This window comes from Salinivibrio sp. HTSP, assembly GCF_003390965.1.
In the GTDB taxonomy this organism is placed as follows: Bacteria; Pseudomonadota; Gammaproteobacteria; order Enterobacterales; family Vibrionaceae; genus Salinivibrio; species Salinivibrio kushneri.
Genome location: NZ_PXUD01000037.1, coordinates 40,840 through 57,218 on the forward strand (window position 1 = coordinate 40,840; position 16,379 = coordinate 57,218).

Consider the following 16,379-nt stretch of genomic DNA (forward strand, 5'->3'; position numbering starts at 1 on the left):
TATCACATGGCTGCGTCTACCTTTCATCGCACTTAGCCTCAATGCCGAGGCGTCATGCTGGATTGTCGATATCAATAAAGTGCACATTCAAACCATGCTGGTCTGCCAGCCACTCCCCTAGCGCTTTCACACCATACCGTTCCGTTGCATGATGCCCTGCCGCGATGTAATGCACACCCTGCTCGCGCGCCGAAAAGGTCGTGCGCTCAGAAATCTCACCCGACAGATACGCATCCATCCCTTGTGAAGCGGCCAAGTCGATAAAATCTTGCGCGCCACCGGTACACAGACCGACGGTTTCAATCCGCGTTTGTTGGCCACCGTCAATCACAAGGGGCGCCCGGTTAAGCACCGTGGCCACTTGTTGCTCAAACTGTGCCAACGTCATAGGGGTTGAAAGCTTTCCATAAACAGGAATCGAGACAGGATTGTCAGGCTCCAGTCCCCCAAGCAGCTCAATGCCTAAACGCTTGGCAAGTTGCGCGTTGTTACCCAGCGTCGGGTGAATATCCAACGGCAAGTGATAACCGTAAAGATTGATACCGTATTCAATCAACTTCTTGATCCGTTGGTACTTCATGCCGCGAATTTGCTGTGGTTCGCCGCGCCAGAAGTAACCATGGTGCACCAAGATGGCATCCGCGTTCTGCTCAATCGCTGCGTCAATCAAATCTTGGCAGGCCGTCACCCCGGTGACGATTGTTTTTATCTCATCACGCCCTTGCACTTGTAGACCATTCGGGCTGTAGTCTTTAATGCTATCCGGTTTTAGTTCGGCGTTGAGCAATGCTTCCAGTTCAAAATTATTCATAGCATTCACATTCACTTGCGAGACAATGGCAACAGTGTAACCTGACAAGCAAACATAAAAAAAGCGGTGAGACCGTGTCTCACCGCTGACTGAATATCACGAATTTGTTCCGCGGGTATATGGCCACTCATCAGTGACGGACTAGAAAAACCCGCCGGCTTTTTCCGATTCAGCCAACCAAACAGGCTTGGTACTGTCTTTAAGCCAGACTTGGTGTAAATGGCTATATAAACGCGATGCCATTGGCGGCGCAATCAGTGTTGGCAGGCAAGTGATGCCCGCGATCACAACCGCACAGCGGCGTAACACAACACGGGTTTTATCGAACGGTGTATACATAATCTACCTCACTCATCTGACCAGTTTGCAAGTATGGACGTAGTGTACCACCCGTTTTGTTTTTTTACTACATAAATGGTGATTTTTCACCCAAAAATTACCAGATTCAGCTTTAACAGTCTTTTAACAAGGTAATAAAATTACATCATGAGTGACACCTATCCCTTATTTAGTAACCGAGCCCAAATTAACGCCGATTTTAGCTGGTTACAAAATCAGCTCTCACTACTCAGCGACAAGCACTTCCCGGTTGTGCCTCATCATCTTTGGCAACACAAATTACTGCCATCTCCCTCTCCCTATAAGGGGCCAAAGCGTATCGGCTTTTATTATCAGTGGCTGCTCAATCAGCTCATTGGTTGTCACCCGTATTTGGGGTTAGAAGCTGAGGAAATACAAATTAATGAAGGTGGCAAGACGCGAGGTGCCATCGACTTTTTAGTCAGATATCAGGGGCGACTAGAGCACTGGGAGGTGGCGGTAAAATTCTACCTCGCCTATGACAACCGTTGGTTAGGCCCCAATGCCAAGGATGCATTGGATATCAAAGTGGCACGAATGCTTGACCACCAATTGGCGCTATCCAGCCACCCAAGCTTTTGTCAGCAATATCCACACTGGCAACCGAGTGAGAAGCGTTTGATGGTGCAAGGAAGGTTGTACCGCCATTATCACAGCGAGCGGCTCCTGCCAGAGTGGCCCCCCGTCAATCATGACAGCATTGGGGGATGGTGGTGTTGGCCAGAAGCATTACCAACAGATAGGGAATTTGCCGTACTAGCCCGCGATCAATGGCTATCACTGCCCGACTTTGCGGATCTACCCAAGCTAGAGCGCGCTTCACTTAAGGGACTCTCTCGAACCTGTCACTTATTAGACGACTCACTCACCCCTTGGTTCGTGGTGCCAAATGACTGGCCCGCCAATATGCCGCCACCGCCCTCTCGCTAAAAAAAACGCGCACTTTGCCAGTGCGCGTCGTTTTGCTCGCCGCGAAACACAGAAGCGGCTCGCTAAACACCTTGCTCATTGAACACACGATCAACAATTTGTTGCGCTTCTTGTTCAATCAAACGCAAATGCTCATCGCCTTTAAAACTTTCACAGTAGATTTTGTAAATATCTTCTGTCCCGGAGGGGCGCGCTGCGAACCAGCCAAATTCTGTGACCACTTTCAAACCGCCAATAGCAGCGCCATTGCCCGGCGCATGCGTCAGTTTGGCGGTAATGGGATCACCGGCTAAGGTCTCTGCCGTCACCATAGCGGGATTGAGCTGACTGAGCACCTGCTTTTGCGCTGCATTGGCAACCGCTTGTAATCGGTTATAGGCTGGATCGCCATGCTTGCCGGCGAGTTTTTGATAGTACGCCTGCGGTGTAAGTCCTGTTACCGCCAGAATTTCTGCCGCCAGTAAGCAAAGAATGATACCATCTTTATCCGTTGACCATGGCTGCCCATCAAAGGTTAAGAATGAGGCGCCAGCACTTTCTTCTCCGCCAAAGCCAAGCGTTCCTTCACTCAAACCAGGCACAAACCATTTAAAGCCGACGGGCACTTCAACCAGCGGACGGGCGAGATCGCCAACCACCTTATCAATGATCGCACTGGACACTAGGGTCTTACCCACGCCTAAATCGGCTGACCACTGCGGACGGTGACGGAATAAATAATCGATGCACACCGCTAAATAGTGGTTAGGATTCATCAAGCCAGCCGGAGTCACAATGCCATGGCGATCGAAATCTGGATCATTACCAAATGCCAAATCATAATCGTCCTTGTACGCTAGGAGTCCAGCCATGGCGTATGCTGAAGAGCAATCCATACGAATCACACCATCACCATCGCGAGGCATAAAGCCAAAGGTTGGGTCGACATGATCATTAATCAGGGTAATATCGAGTTGATAATGCGCGGCAATTTGCTGCCAATAGCGGATCCCGGCTCCCCCCAAAGGGTCGACGGCAAGTTTTAATCCTGCCGCCTGAATGGTCTTGATATCAACGACACGCTCCAGCCCTGCGACATAAGGCGTCACTAAGTCTTGCTCTTGGTAGTAAGCGCTTGCCCGTGCTTCGTCGATAGCCAATCGTTGAACGCCTTCTAAGCCAGCATCAATATAGTCGTTGGCGCGTGCTTCAATCGATTTTGTGATTTCGCCTTCTGCTGGGCCACCATGGGGCGGGTTGTATTTGATGCCACCATCTTGCGGCGGATTGTGTGAAGGGGTGATCACAATCCCATCCGCTTGCTCAGCATGATCACGGTTATAAGCCAGAATTTGTTGAGAAATGCCCGGCGTTGGCGTATAGCCCTGCTCGGCTTGCGCAATAACCTGTACCTGATTGGCCGTCAATACTTCAACCACGGCACCGAAGGCGGGCTCGGAAAGCGCATGAGTGTCTTTTCCTACAAAGACAGGGCCAGAAATACCGCGCGCGCTGCGCTCATCACAAATTGCTTGTGCAATCGCGAGAATATGGTCGCGATTAAATGTGGTGTTCAACGCGCTTCCACGGTGGCCTGACGTCCCAAACGCAACACGTTGCGACGGATGACCTGGACGTGGTTGAGTCTGGAAAAAACGCGTCACAAGCGCCGGAATATCACACAAATCTTGCGGGTTCGCGCGCTGTCCGGCTTGAGGATGCACTGCCATAATTCTCTTCTCCCATGAGTGGCATAGATTAAATCGCGTTCACAACCTTCTCAGTCAAATCACTCGGGAACTGCATTTTTTCCATAAGCTGCTCCACCATCTGACGCTTACGGCCAGTATTCGTGTTGGTGATGACCCAAAAAGGTGTTTCTGGAATCTGCTTGGGTTTGGTGGTTTTGCCGCTTTCTAATAAAGTTTGTGGATTATCGGCAAAATACAGACGGGTACGCCCTTTTAGCGCCATACCATCTGCGAATCCTTGTTGGTCAACACGGTATAAGGTGGTGAGGATCAGCATGAAACGACCAATCGCTCGTTCTTGGGCCGCAAACTCATCTGAAATCAATAACGTTCGCATCGCTTTGACACGATCGACGGACGCACTGCGCCCAGCATCTTTACTGACAACAATACCGCTAGAACGAGAGGGCGTCGTCGGCGCAGCCTGAGTGGGCTGCGGTGCCGAGTCCGACAGCAATAAGCGACGCAGGATGTCTGATGCGCTTTCGCCAATATGCTGAGTTTGGCTGGCAATATACCGGTATAGATCGTCGTCAACCTCTATCGTCTTCATTGTTTTTCATCGCGTCCTGTTTATCGTTTAACGGGGCGATTATACAGAGATAGATAGGTATACTCTACGTTAAAGCCAGTAATCTGAGAGAAAAGCAACGTGTTATTAAACGGAAAGTCTCGCGGTGAGGGCTCACCGCTTGTATTGATCCACGGTTTATTTGGTGATCTCGATAATTTAGGCGGGCTCGCCAAGACACTATCCGAGCATTTTTGTGTCTATCAAATTGATCTACCTAACCATGGTCGCTCCTATCATACACAGGACACAGATTATCGAAGCCAGTCCGATGCCGTGATCGCGTGGATGGATGCACAACAGCTTGAGTCAGCCATTATCGTCGGCCATTCAATGGGTGGCAAAGTGGCGATGGCCGTCGCTCAGCGCTTCCCTGAGCGCGTCGAACAACTGGTGGTGATGGATATTGCCCCAGTCGATTATCAAGTTAACCGCCATGACAACGTGTTCAAGGCATTACATCAGACGCAAAGGGTGACACTGAAAAGCCGTCAGCAAGCGCAAACCATCATGAATGAAACGATCGAAAATCCAGGTGTGAGCCAATTTTTATTGAAATCACTCTATAAAACCGATCACGGTCACTACGCCTGGCGCTTCAATATTGATAATCTTTATCACGGCTATCGTGACATCATGGGGTGGACAGATTTTGGCCAATATGCAGGCCCCACTCTGTTTGTCAAAGGGCAGAACTCTGAATACATTCTGCCAGACCACCGCGAGGCCATTATCGCTCAGTTTCCGCATTCAAAAGCACATATGGTGGCAGGCACGGGTCACTGGCTACATGCTGAAAAGCCAGCGGTGGTTGCCAACGTCATCGAACGTTTTTTAATGCCGAGCGAGCGTTAACAGTTAAGTGACCCTTGTGATATATTGCGCCGCATAAGTCGGTGCTCAATGGAGGCACGCATGCTTTACGAGCACTTTCAATTGCTCGAGAAAATAGGTCTAGATCTCGTCTTCGCCGCGATTTTCTTTTTTATCGGCATGGCAATTAAAGACGTGTTACGTGAGGGCAATGTGCCAGTATTCGGCCGACGGATCGTCTGGTTTGTGCTCACACTAGGCTGTGTCGGCTTTATCGTAAAAGGTGTGATTCAGTTGGTTTGGGAGGGGGTCGGCATCGGCTAACCCTAGCACTGAAGTCACTGGTTAATCATATAGGTTTGAAAAAGCGACGCTTTTTCTTTAATTCGAGTTAGTTGCAAACAGCAACCCACTGACAAAACGGGTGTTTTTTATATGGCGAGTGTAGGTCTCTTCTTTGGTAGTGACACGGGAAACACGGAAGCAATTGCAAAAACCATTCAAAAGCAGTTAGGCAAACAAATGGTTCACGTGCAGGATATCGCGAAAAGCAGCAAAGAAGATATTGATAACTTCGATTTGCTGCTGATCGGTATTCCGACATGGTATTACGGTGAAGCACAGTGCGACTGGGATGACTTTTTCCCAGAGTTAGAGCAAATTGACTTCTCAACAAAACTCGTGGCTATTTTCGGCTGTGGCGACCAGGAAGATTACGCAGAATACTTCTGTGATGCCATGGGCACCGTCCGCGACATCATTGAAGCGAAAGGCGCTACCATCATTGGTCACTGGCCAACTGAAGGGTATGAATTTGAAGCGTCGCAAGCGTTGGTTGATGACAACCACTTTGTCGGCTTGTGTGTGGATGAAGATCGCCAACCTGAACTGACCGACGAGCGTGTAAGCAAGTGGGTAAAACAAGTTTATGAAGAAATGTGTTTAGCAGAGCTTGAAGACTAAGTTTTGCTTATCAAACGCCAAGGATGCTCAACCTTGGCGTTTTTTGTCTAATTCAACGCAAACGGGTCGGTCATGCAGCTTGTTTGCTGGCTGCATCTCGATACTGACGTTTCTTCCTCACGTATAGGGTGCGCTTTACTTCCGCGACCACGTCACCATTTGCATCTTTCACATGTACCACGAACTCTGGCAACACCTTATCGCCCCGTCCTGCTTGTTGTTGGATATCGGTTAACACCGCATCGCTGATCACAAAATCTGCGTACAAGTCCGTGGTTCCCGGCTTAATAAAATTGATATCAGCTTGCTTGTCCCACACATGGTACTGAGGACCGAGAATGCCCATTAACATCAGCGCATAGACAGGATCAGTCAAGGAGAAGATACTACCGCCATACTGGGTACGGTTAGCATTTTTATTCCACCAGCGGAGTTTCAAGCGCATATTGACACGTTTAAAATCCTGGCTAATGGCATCAATATGGATCCCTGCGCCCCAAAATGGTGGCCAGCTGTTAAGTGCCCACTTAACAATACGTGGTTTGTAGAAGCGATACATGTAAGTTGACATCCTTATCTGGTCTAACCAGATAATATTCACATCTCGTAAACATTGATGCAACCACAAATGATCAATTTTCCCCCTAAGAACGCATGTCGAGAGTAGCGAGAGCAGTGCAATTTTGATAGGCTTATAAGATATTTTCCTTGCTAATCCAACTGTCTTAACTCAGGCAGAAAACAGGTAGATACACATGTCAGACAATAACCAGGCGTTGAAGCAAGCTGGGCTCAAAGTCACCCTTCCACGGCTCAAGATCCTAGAAGTGCTGCAACAGCCAGATTGCCAGCACATCAGTGCCGAAGACCTGTATAAGAAATTAATCGACCTAGGTGAAGAAATTGGCCTAGCGACCGTGTACCGCGTACTGAACCAATTTGATGATGCAGGCATTGTCACGCGTCACCACTTTGAGGGCGGCAAGTCCGTATTTGAACTGGCGACCCAGCATCATCATGACCATCTGGTCTGCCTTGACTGCGGTAAAGTGATTGAATTTTCTGATGATTTGATTGAAGAGCGTCAGAAAGAAATCGCCGCGCGCTTTAATGTGCAACTAACAAATCATAGTTTGTATTTGTATGGCCACTGTCAGGAAGGTGACTGCAAAGCCGATCCATCCATTCACAACGCTGACTAAATCAGTAATATGTGTCTTAAAAAAGCCGGCGTGATAATCACGCCGGCTTTTTATTATTTACCTTCTATCTTCGCCCAGGTATCACGTAGGCTCACCGTCCGGTTGAAGACAAGCGCATCCTTACGGCTATCTTTATTATCTATACAAAAATAGCCTGTACGCTCAAACTGATAGCCCTTTTCGACAGGCGCATTTTGCATGCTTGGCTCGACAAAGCCATGCTGTACCTGTAACGACTCAGGATTAATGGTTTCCGCGAAGTTGTCTGCGCTGGCCGGATTTGGCACCGTAAATAAGCGGTCATACAAACGGAATTCAGCGGGTAACGCCTCAGCCGCAGAAACCCAATGGATCACGCCTTTCACTTTTCGCCCATCGGCAGGATCTTTACCGAGGGTGTCTGGATCATAGCTGCAATATACAGTGGTAATATTGCCCTCATCGTCTTTTTCACAACGCTCCGCTTTTACCACATAGGCATTGCGCAAACGTACTTCCTTCTCCAGTACCAGTCGCTTGTACTTCTTGTTGGCTGATTCACGGAAGTCTTCTCGCTCAATCCAGATCTCACGCGAAAATGGCACCTGGCGCGTCCCCATCTCTGGCTGATTGGGATGGTTGGGTGCATCAAGCCACTCCACGTCATCGGCTTTGTTTTCAATCACCAGTTTAATGGGATCGAGCACCGCCATGGCGCGTGGTGCATTTTCGTTTAAGTCATCACGCACGCAAGATTCAAGCGCACTCATTTCAATGGTGTTATCTTGCTTAGTCACACCAATACGCTGACAAAACTCACGAATGGAGGCAGGCGTGTAACCCCGACGACGCAAGCCTGAAATAGTCAGCATACGCGGGTCATCCCAACCGTTCACTAACTGCTCCTCCACCAGTTGGTTCAGCTTACGTTTAGACATCACGGTATACTCGAGATTCAAGCGGCTGAACTCATATTGGTGCGGCGTACAGTCGATAGTGATGTTTTCCAATACCCAATCGTATAGGCGTCGGTTATCTTGAAATTCGAGGGTACATAAAGAATGCGTGATCCCTTCCAGTGCATCTGAAATGCAATGAGTAAAGTCGTACATTGGATAAATGCACCACTTGTCGCCAGTCTGATGATGGTGCGCAAAACGAACACGGTATAAAACCGGATCCCGCATCACCATAAAGGGGGACGCCATATCGATTTTAGCACGCAAACAGGCCTTACCTTCGGCAAACTCACCCGCTCGCATTTTTTCAAACAGTGCCAAATTCTCTTCAACCGAGCGTTCACGATAAGGGCTGTGCTTGCCCGGCTCGGTCAATGTGCCACGATACTCTCTGATCTCGTCGGGCGTCAGCTCTTCAACGTATGCCAACCCTTTTTCAATCAGCTCAACCGCGTAGCCATAAAGCTTGTCAAAATAGTTTGAGGAGTAACGCACCTCTCCTGCCCAGTCAAAGCCCAACCATTGGACGTCACGCTTGATAGATTCAACGTATTCCACGTTTTCTTTTTCTGGATTGGTATCATCAAAACGCAGGTTACATTCACCCTGATAGTCTTGTGCGATCCCGAAGTTCAAACAAATTGATTTGGCATGGCCGATGTGCAAATAGCCATTCGGCTCAGGCGGGAAACGTGTCACGACCGCTGTGTGTTTCCCTTCCGCCAAGTCTTTATCAATGATTTGGCGAATAAAGTTGGTGGGACGAGCTTCAGCATCACTCATCAAGGTTACCTCGTATCAAAAATGCGAATTTTAAAGCTACATAGGCACTATGATCTCCTATTCCGCGCTGCGACTCAACCCGTTGTTGTCATTGTCATCGCGGTGCAGGCCTATTTGTTACTTTTTTGCTCGAAAATGGTGACAGCGCACCTAAAAAAGCGCCCAGCTGTTAGCTGGGCGCGTTGTTCAGATTATTGTGGTGCTGTACCCCATTTAAGGCAGCGCGACTTTTGACAAATCTTCATCTTCTGGGATTTGTTTCAGTTCACCGGCAATGATTTCTGCTAGGGGGCCAAGAATGACCTGCAAGTTATTCTCGCCAAGCTTGACGACCCCCATCGCCCCAATCGCTTTCAATTTCGCTTCATCAACCACCTCGCGGTCGGCAACCGACAGACGCAGACGGGTAATACAAGCATCAATTGATGTGAGGTTTTGATGACCACCAAGGGCTTTAAGGTACTTACGTGCCAGTTCGCGATTATCGCTCGCTTCACCCGTATTGGCGCTCGCCGGTGCACTTTCTACTGCGTCATCTTCTCGGCCTGGCGTTTTCAGGTTCAAGGCTGAAATCGCGGCACGGAATGACACATAGTAGAGCGCAAAGAACACAAGGCCCAAAATAGGTAGCATGTACCACTGGTTAGCCACCGGGTTTTTCGATGACAACACCAAGTCAACTAACCCTGCCGAGAAGCCGAAGCCTGCCGTCCAGTCGAAAGTGGCGGCGATGAACAGTGAAATACCCGTTAACAGCGCATGCAACACAAACAACAAAGGTGCGACAAACAAGAATGAGAATTCGAGCGGCTCAGTCACCCCAGTAAAGAAAGACGCAAAGCCAGCGGCAATCATGATAGACGCAACACGCGCTTTATTCTCAGGACGCGCAGTATGATAAATTGCAAGTGCAGCACCTGGAAGACCAAACATCATGACGGGGAAGAAGCCTGCCATGTACATGCCTGTGGTCCCTTTAATCGCTTCGCCTGTTTCAAGGCCTTGTGCTCCCATCCAGAAGCGGCCCAAGTCGTTAATACCGACGGTATCGAACCAGAACACGGCGTTAAGCGCGTGGTGCAGACCAACAGGGATAAGTAGGCGGTTAAAGAAGCCATACACACCGGCACCCGCCGCACCCAGATTGGTGATGCTTTCGCCAAAGTGAACCAAGCCACCAAAAAGAACAGGCCAGACAAACATCAATACAAATGAGATGATGATCGCCACCACTGAGACTAAGATCGGCACCAAACGCTTGCCGCTAAAGAACGCCAACGCTTTTGGCAATTCAACCCCGCTGTAGCGGTTATACAGCTCAGCGGACACCACGCCGATCAAGATACCGATAAACTGGTTGTTGATTTTGCTAAAAGCAAGCTCATTGTTGCCGACTGAAATATCGACCAAGCCAATTTGACTCACCGCATCAGGCGCACAGAGTGTAGTGATAACCATAAAGCCAACAAACCCTGCCAGAGCGGCGGCGCCGTCTTTATCTTTTGACATGCCATACGCCACACCAATGGCAAATAACACTGACATATTGTCGATAATCGCTGCCCCTGATTTAATCAAGAAAGCAGCTAAGGCGTTGTTTCCACCCCATCCAGTTGGGTCAAGCCAGTAGCCAACCCCCATCAAGATCGCAGCTGCTGGCAATACCGCAACCGGTACCATCAGCGCACGACCTATACGTTGTGCATAACCAAGAATATTCACCGTCGTTCCCCCTTTATATTCTTCTGTGTCCACCACGCTAGCGCTCGCTACGCGGTTAGACATCTAACTTGAACGCTTGTCCAAGGACTTTTTTAAATCACTTCTTTTGTAAAGCAATGTTAGTCAATTGCAGTTTATGTCAATAAATTCGCCTCGCAAATTAAACCCGCATTATTTGTGAGAATCATCACCAAACCACCCCATATACAGAGAAAATTGTTAGCCTGATCATAAAACTTATTTTATGATGAAAATAAATAAACATATCCGTTATGCTATGGCCAAGAACTGCGCATTGATAGAACGAGGTGACCCATGCGACTCATTCCTTTACAAACCAGCCAACAAGTCGGCCTATGGTCGGCTCGCTATATCGTTGATACCATCAACACGTTTTCGCCGACTGCCGATAACCCCTTTGTTCTGGGCTTACCCACGGGTGGGACGCCACTCAACACCTATAAGCAACTCATAAAACTCCACCAGCAAGGTGAAGTCAGCTTCAAGCACGTGGTGACCTTTAATATGGACGAATACTGTGGGATCCCTGCTGATCACCCACAAGCCTATCGTACCTTTATGTACCAAAACTTTTTTAACCATATTGATATTCAAGAAAAAAACATCAACTTGCTTGATGGCAATGCGACCGATGTCGATGCCGAGTGCCAACGCTATGAAGAAAAAATCAAGGCATACGGCAAAATCCATCTCTTTATGGGTGGTGTGGGTAACGATGGTCATATTGCGTTTAATGAACCTGCGTCATCATTAGCCTCAAGAACACGGATCAAAACCTTGACCGAGGATACCCGTGTGGCAAACTCTCGCTTTTTTGATAATGATATCAATCAAGTACCTAAGCATGCGCTCACTATTGGTGTCGGCACCTTATTAGATGCAGAAGAAGTCATGATCTTGGTGACAGGACACAATAAAGCCCAGGCACTTGAGGCCGCGGTGGAAGGCTCAGTGAACCACTTATGGACAGTATCAGCGCTACAACTGCACCCAAAAGCGATGATTGTGTGTGATGCGCCTTCAACAGCAGAACTAAAAGTAAAAACTGTGAAGTATTTTCAAGAGCTTGAAGCCCAAAATATACACCATTTATAAGGAATTGAAGCATGTATGCGTTAACTCACTGCCGGATTTTTACCGGCCATGAGGTGTTGGATGATCATGCCATCGTGATTCGAGAAGGCCTGATTGACGCCGTCTGTCGACAAGACGCCCTACCCAATAATATTGCCACGCGTGCGCTCAACGGTGCATTAGTCAGCCCAGGCTTCATTGACCTTCAGCTTAATGGCTGTGGCGGGGTGATGTTTAATGATGCCATTACGCCTGACACCATCGCGACCATGCATCAGGCTAACCTTAAGTCAGGTTGCACCAATTTTCTCCCCACCCTGATCACTAGCTCTGATGCCGATATGCAAGCCGCCATCAGCGCCATGCGGACGTACCAACAACAGCACCCCCATCAGGCGCTGGGGTTACACCTTGAAGGCCCTTATTTGAATATCGAAAAAAAGGGGATACACAGTGCTGACTATATTCGTCCAAGCAACGATCAGATGATCAACTACTTGTGCGACAATGCGGATGTGATTGCTAAAGTCACCCTCGCGCCTGAATTGGCACCTGCGTCACATATTCAAGCCCTTAAGCAAGCTGGTATCGTGGTTTCTGCTGGCCATACCAATGCCACTTACGCACAAGCTAAGCAAGGCTTTACCCATGGCATTTCCTTTGCCACGCACCTGTTTAACGCGATGACCTCTATATCAGGCCGTGAGCCAGGCGTCGTCGGTGCTATCTACGATACACCGGATGTTTACACTGGCGTGATTGCTGACGGCTTTCACGTTTCATACCCTAACATTCGTCTCGCACATAAAGTAAAAGGTGAGAAATTAGTGTTGGTTACGGATGCGGTTGCACCAGCAGGAGCCGACATGGATCACTTTATTTTTGTAGGTAAGAAAGTATATTACCGTGACGGTAAGTGTGTTGATGAAAATGGCACGCTTGGCGGCTCGGCTCTGACGATGGATCAAGCGATTTATAACAGTGTTGAGCATGTAGGGATCGCCTTGGATGAAGCTTTGCGGATGGCTACGCTCTATCCCGCTCGCGCAATCGGTATCGAACAACACTATGGCAGCATTCGTCCGGGGAAAGTTGCGAATCTTGCCATTTTCGACCGAGCAATCAACGTTCAAGCGACGATCGTAAACGGACAATATCTACAAAGCTAGGACACCTATGACTGGCGGAAAAATCGGGAATGTCGATCTTGTAAAGCAACTTAACGGAGCTGCCGTTTATCGATTAATTGATCAACAAGGGCCTATTTCACGCATACAAATTGCCGATGTAAGCCGATTGGCGCCGGCAAGTGTGACCAAAATTACCCGCCAACTGTTAGAAAGAGGTCTGATTAAAGAAGTGGCACAACAAGCGTCGACAGGCGGACGTCGTGCCATTTCTCTCACCACCGAGTGTGCGCCCTTTCATACCCTTGCGGTACGACTGGGTCGTCACTTTATTGAGTTGTCTTTGTATGACTTAAGTGGTGCCTCGTTGGCTGAACACGGCGAAACCTTCCAGTACCATGATCAAGACGAGCTTGTTCAAGGCTTGATTCATATCGTTAGTCAGTTTTTGGAAACGCACCAACACGCACTCCGAGAACTGATTGCGATATCCGTAGTGATGCCTGGCCTGGTTGACCCTGATTCAGGGGTGGTCGAATACATGCCCAACATCAATATTAAACAACTTGCGCTTGCTGATACCTTGCGCGAAGAATTTGGTGTGCAGGCTTTCGTTGGCAACGATATCCGCGGACAAGCATTAGCGGAGCACTACTTTGGGGCGAGCCAAGACTATTACGACTCTATGCTAGTCAGTGTGCATCATGGTACTGGCGCGGGGATCATCGTCAATGGGCAAATTTTTCTTGGCCAGAACCGGAATGTGGGTGAACTTGGTCATGTACAGATCGATCCACTGGGTAAAAAGTGTCAGTGTGGCAACTTTGGCTGCTTAGAAACCGTGGCGTCGAACGAAGCGATCATTGAACACGCGCAACAGCTGCTTGCACAAGGGCATCCCAGTAGCCTCAGTTATGATCAAAGTCTGACTATCGAAGCGATTTGCCAAGCCGCAGAACAAGGTGATGAGTTGGCGCGCCAAGTATTGGTGAAAGTCGGTAATCATCTGGGTAAAGCGATCGCGATGACCGTCAATCTATTTAACCCACAGCTGGTGGTCATTGCGGGCAAGATTACTGCAGCAAAAAGTGTGGTCTTCCCTGCCATTGAGCGCTGTGTCGAGAATCAATCATTGCCAAGTTTCCACGAAAAGCTGGCGATTGTTAGCGCCGACCTAGAGGCTCAGCCGACAATGGCCGCGTTTTCCTTGGTTAAACGCGCAATGCTTAACGGTGAGCTCCTACAAGAGTTGCTAGAAGAGTAAGGCGTTAGTCAGAAAGCCGAAATTGCCTGGCTGACACCAGTCAGGCTTTATCTACCTGCGATGAGCGTACGCATAAAGCCTCGCTGATACACCGGCATACTCACTGGGAGTCGAGCACTCCCCTCTTTTTCCATCCCGCCTATTGCATCACGCCTCTAATCACTCAGTCAGCACCCTGTCTTGAGTCACCTTTTTTAAGTCAATCTGTTTATGTCACCCATGCAGCAAAAGGCTGGAAGCTTTCGTCGATCGGCGCTTCACCGCCACTGTCACTATGCTGTCGGTTCTCACGCTTCCTGATTTTACATTCACATACTGACCACAAAACGTGTACATTATAGCCACGTTAGCGACAACGCCTTGTCTCACTCAACTTTAGAATAAGTACAAGATATGGAACTGGTTTTTATTTCCGCCGCATTTATCAGTGGCTATGCATTAATGCGCTGTCATCTCCCGCCATTGGTTGGCTTTCTTATCGCGGGCTTTGTCCTGCATGCCATGGGCTACCAGTCGACACCGGTGATCACGCAGTTGGCCGATCTGGGTGTCACCTTGCTGCTGTTTACTATCGGCTTAAAGCTTGATGTCAAAACCTTGCTTGCCAAAGAAATCTGGTTTGGGGCCACGGCCCATAATGTCCTGACAACCGCCTTTTTTACCCTCGCGCTAATGGGCCTTAAAGCACTGAGCATTCCTATGCTGTCAGGCATGAGTCTATCTGAGATGCTGCTGCTTGGCTTCGCGCTTTCATTTTCTAGCACCGTCTTTGCCATCAAAGCGCTGCAAGAAAAAGGGGAGCTGAATGCCACCTATGGCACCTTGGCCATCGGTATGCTGATCATGCAAGATATCTTTGCCGTGATTTTCCTCACCACTACATCGGGCAAAACCCCCGAACTGTCCGCCCTCCTCCTCTTTGGTTTACCTCTGCTAAAACCGCTATTGGGTAAGCTTTTGGACAAGGCAGGTCACGGTGAAATCTTGGTTCTTTATGCCGTGTTCCTGGCCCTTGTAGCTGGTGCGGGGCTGTTTGAGGCCGTCGGCATAAAGCCCGACTTGGGCGCGCTTATTCTCGGTATGCTGCTTGCCAGTCACCCACGTGCATCCGAAATGGCCAAATCACTGTTTAATATGAAAGAGCTGTTTCTGGTTTGCTTTTTCCTCAACATTGGCTTATCCGAGCAGCCTACCTGGCAGAGCTTTAGTTTTGCACTGATCTTGATGTTATTACTGCCCATCAAGGGCGTACTCTACTACTGGATCGTCAGCGGCTTTCGATATCGCGTTCGTACGGCCTTATTCACCACGCTCACCTTATTCAACTTCAGCGAGTTTGGACTTATAGTGGGTGGCTTGGCGTATAAAACAGGACTGATGCCCGGCCCGATCCTGGTTTCCATCGCCATTGCGGTATCACTCAGTTTTGCCTTTTCCGCTCCCCTCAATACCTTTAGTAACCAGCTGTATGGGTGGGCGTCACGTTGGCTGCCTGAACGTGCCCCCGACAAGCTTCACCCCAGTGATCAACAAATCAATCTCGGTGATGCCAATATATTGGTACTCGGGATGGGACGCATTGGCTCAGGTGCCTACGACGAACTTGCCACCACACACCACCAACCGATTGTAGGGATTGACACACGAGAAGACTCGGTGACGCGTCATCAGCAAGAAGGACGACGTGTCATTTTAGGCGATGCAACCGACCCCGACTTTTGGTCGCGGGCGGTGTCTGATGGCAATATCTCGCTCATTCTGCTCGCCATGCCTCATAGCCATGCCAATACACTGGCGCTCGAGCAAATTCGGCAAACGGGATTTAATGGCAAGGTTGCCGCCATTGCTAAGTACCAAGACGAGCTTGATCAACTTAAAGCACTTGGCGTGGATGAAGCCTTTAATATCTACCAAGAGGCGGGCAGCGGCTTCGCGCGCCACGTAAGAGACCGCTTCTCTCACCCGGATAGCTAGCGCCCCATGGCGACACGACTCACGCACAAGCCTCGTTGCTTGTGCGTTTTTGTATAAAAACTGCACCATTTTTAAATTTAATTCGATATATTTATC

At 49.0% G+C, this 16,379-nt stretch carries 16 protein-coding genes; 9 read left to right on the forward strand and 7 right to left on the reverse strand.

The features are described from left to right. Positions 1-52: 52 nt before the first annotated feature. Both C7A19_RS08150 and C7A19_RS08155 read right to left on the reverse strand, forming a co-directional pair. Entirely contained in the window at positions 53-811 is a 759-nt protein-coding gene (locus C7A19_RS08150) for a Nif3-like dinuclear metal center hexameric protein (RefSeq protein WP_116644672.1), read from the reverse strand. Positions 812-952: 141 nt separating this feature from the next. Continuing rightward, the gene (locus C7A19_RS08155) at positions 953-1,150 is read right to left on the reverse strand and encodes a DUF2517 family protein (protein WP_116644673.1); all 198 of its coding nucleotides are present in this window, start codon (positions 1,148-1,150) and stop codon (positions 953-955) included. Positions 1,151-1,297: 147 nt separating this feature from the next. Here C7A19_RS08155 and C7A19_RS08160 point away from each other — a divergent pair, with 147 nt between their 5' ends. Then, a complete protein-coding gene (locus C7A19_RS08160) occupies positions 1,298-2,101 on the forward strand; it encodes a DUF1853 family protein (protein WP_116644674.1) in 804 nt (267 codons plus the stop codon). Between the two features lie 62 nt (positions 2,102-2,163). On the opposite strand, the gene pgm is transcribed toward C7A19_RS08160, so the two are convergent. Then, complete coding sequence (gene pgm / locus C7A19_RS08165) at positions 2,164-3,810, reverse strand: phosphoglucomutase (alpha-D-glucose-1,6-bisphosphate-dependent) (RefSeq protein ID WP_116644675.1); 1,647 nt, start codon at positions 3,808-3,810, stop codon at positions 2,164-2,166. Between the two features lie 28 nt (positions 3,811-3,838). Further along, positions 3,839-4,384 carry a replication initiation negative regulator SeqA gene (gene seqA / locus C7A19_RS08170; protein ID WP_077456598.1) on the reverse strand — a complete coding sequence of 182 codons (546 nt, stop codon included), beginning with the start codon at positions 4,382-4,384 and terminating at the stop codon, positions 3,839-3,841. A gap of 99 nt (positions 4,385-4,483) precedes the next feature. Between seqA and C7A19_RS08175 the strand changes: the two genes are divergently transcribed. The 3 genes from C7A19_RS08175 (at position 4,484) to fldA (ending at position 6,178) form a co-directional block, all read left to right on the forward strand. Further along, positions 4,484-5,257, forward strand: a complete 774-nt coding sequence (locus C7A19_RS08175; protein WP_116644676.1) for an alpha/beta fold hydrolase — start codon at positions 4,484-4,486, stop codon at positions 5,255-5,257. A 60-nt stretch (positions 5,258-5,317) separates the two neighbouring features. Next, positions 5,318-5,539, forward strand: coding sequence for a DUF2788 domain-containing protein (locus C7A19_RS08180; RefSeq protein ID WP_021022467.1), 222 nt, complete (start codon positions 5,318-5,320; stop codon positions 5,537-5,539). A gap of 111 nt (positions 5,540-5,650) precedes the next feature. Beyond that, a complete protein-coding gene (gene fldA / locus C7A19_RS08185; RefSeq protein WP_046073566.1) occupies positions 5,651-6,178 on the forward strand; it encodes a flavodoxin FldA in 528 nt (175 codons plus the stop codon). Positions 6,179-6,248: 70 nt separating this feature from the next. Here the strand turns inward: fldA and C7A19_RS08190 are convergent, their stop codons facing one another. Beyond that, on the reverse strand, positions 6,249-6,749 hold the full coding sequence (locus C7A19_RS08190) for a DUF4442 domain-containing protein (protein ID WP_077456602.1): 501 nt from the start codon (positions 6,747-6,749) through the stop codon (positions 6,249-6,251). Positions 6,750-6,933: 184 nt separating this feature from the next. Here C7A19_RS08190 and fcrX point away from each other — a divergent pair, with 184 nt between their 5' ends. Further along, the gene (gene fcrX, locus C7A19_RS08195) at positions 6,934-7,380 is read left to right on the forward strand and encodes a ferric iron uptake transcriptional regulator FcrX (protein WP_069361401.1); all 447 of its coding nucleotides are present in this window, start codon (positions 6,934-6,936) and stop codon (positions 7,378-7,380) included. Positions 7,381-7,433: 53 nt separating this feature from the next. Here the strand turns inward: fcrX and glnS are convergent, their stop codons facing one another. Further along, entirely contained in the window at positions 7,434-9,101 is a 1,668-nt protein-coding gene (gene glnS / locus C7A19_RS08200; protein WP_077456604.1) for a glutamine--tRNA ligase, read from the reverse strand. Between the two features lie 213 nt (positions 9,102-9,314). After that, positions 9,315-10,823 (reverse strand): N-acetylglucosamine-specific PTS transporter subunit IIBC, encoded by a 1,509-nt coding sequence (gene nagE / locus C7A19_RS08205; RefSeq protein ID WP_116644677.1) that lies wholly within the window; start codon positions 10,821-10,823, stop codon positions 9,315-9,317. A 315-nt stretch (positions 10,824-11,138) separates the two neighbouring features. On the opposite strand from nagE, the gene nagB reads away from it, so the two are divergent. The 4 genes from nagB to C7A19_RS08225 all read left to right on the forward strand — a co-directional run bounded on the left by nagB (position 11,139) and on the right by C7A19_RS08225 (position 16,283). Then, the gene (gene nagB, locus C7A19_RS08210; protein WP_077485551.1) at positions 11,139-11,939 is read left to right on the forward strand and encodes a glucosamine-6-phosphate deaminase; all 801 of its coding nucleotides are present in this window, start codon (positions 11,139-11,141) and stop codon (positions 11,937-11,939) included. An 11-nt stretch (positions 11,940-11,950) separates the two neighbouring features. Then, positions 11,951-13,087 (forward strand): N-acetylglucosamine-6-phosphate deacetylase, encoded by a 1,137-nt coding sequence (nagA, locus tag C7A19_RS08215; RefSeq protein ID WP_077599322.1) that lies wholly within the window; start codon positions 11,951-11,953, stop codon positions 13,085-13,087. A gap of 7 nt (positions 13,088-13,094) precedes the next feature. Next, a complete protein-coding gene (locus C7A19_RS08220; protein ID WP_069361397.1) occupies positions 13,095-14,309 on the forward strand; it encodes an ROK family protein in 1,215 nt (404 codons plus the stop codon). Positions 14,310-14,702: 393 nt separating this feature from the next. Next, entirely contained in the window at positions 14,703-16,283 is a 1,581-nt protein-coding gene (locus C7A19_RS08225) for a cation:proton antiporter family protein (protein WP_069361396.1), read from the forward strand. Positions 16,284-16,379 lie beyond the last annotated feature (96 nt).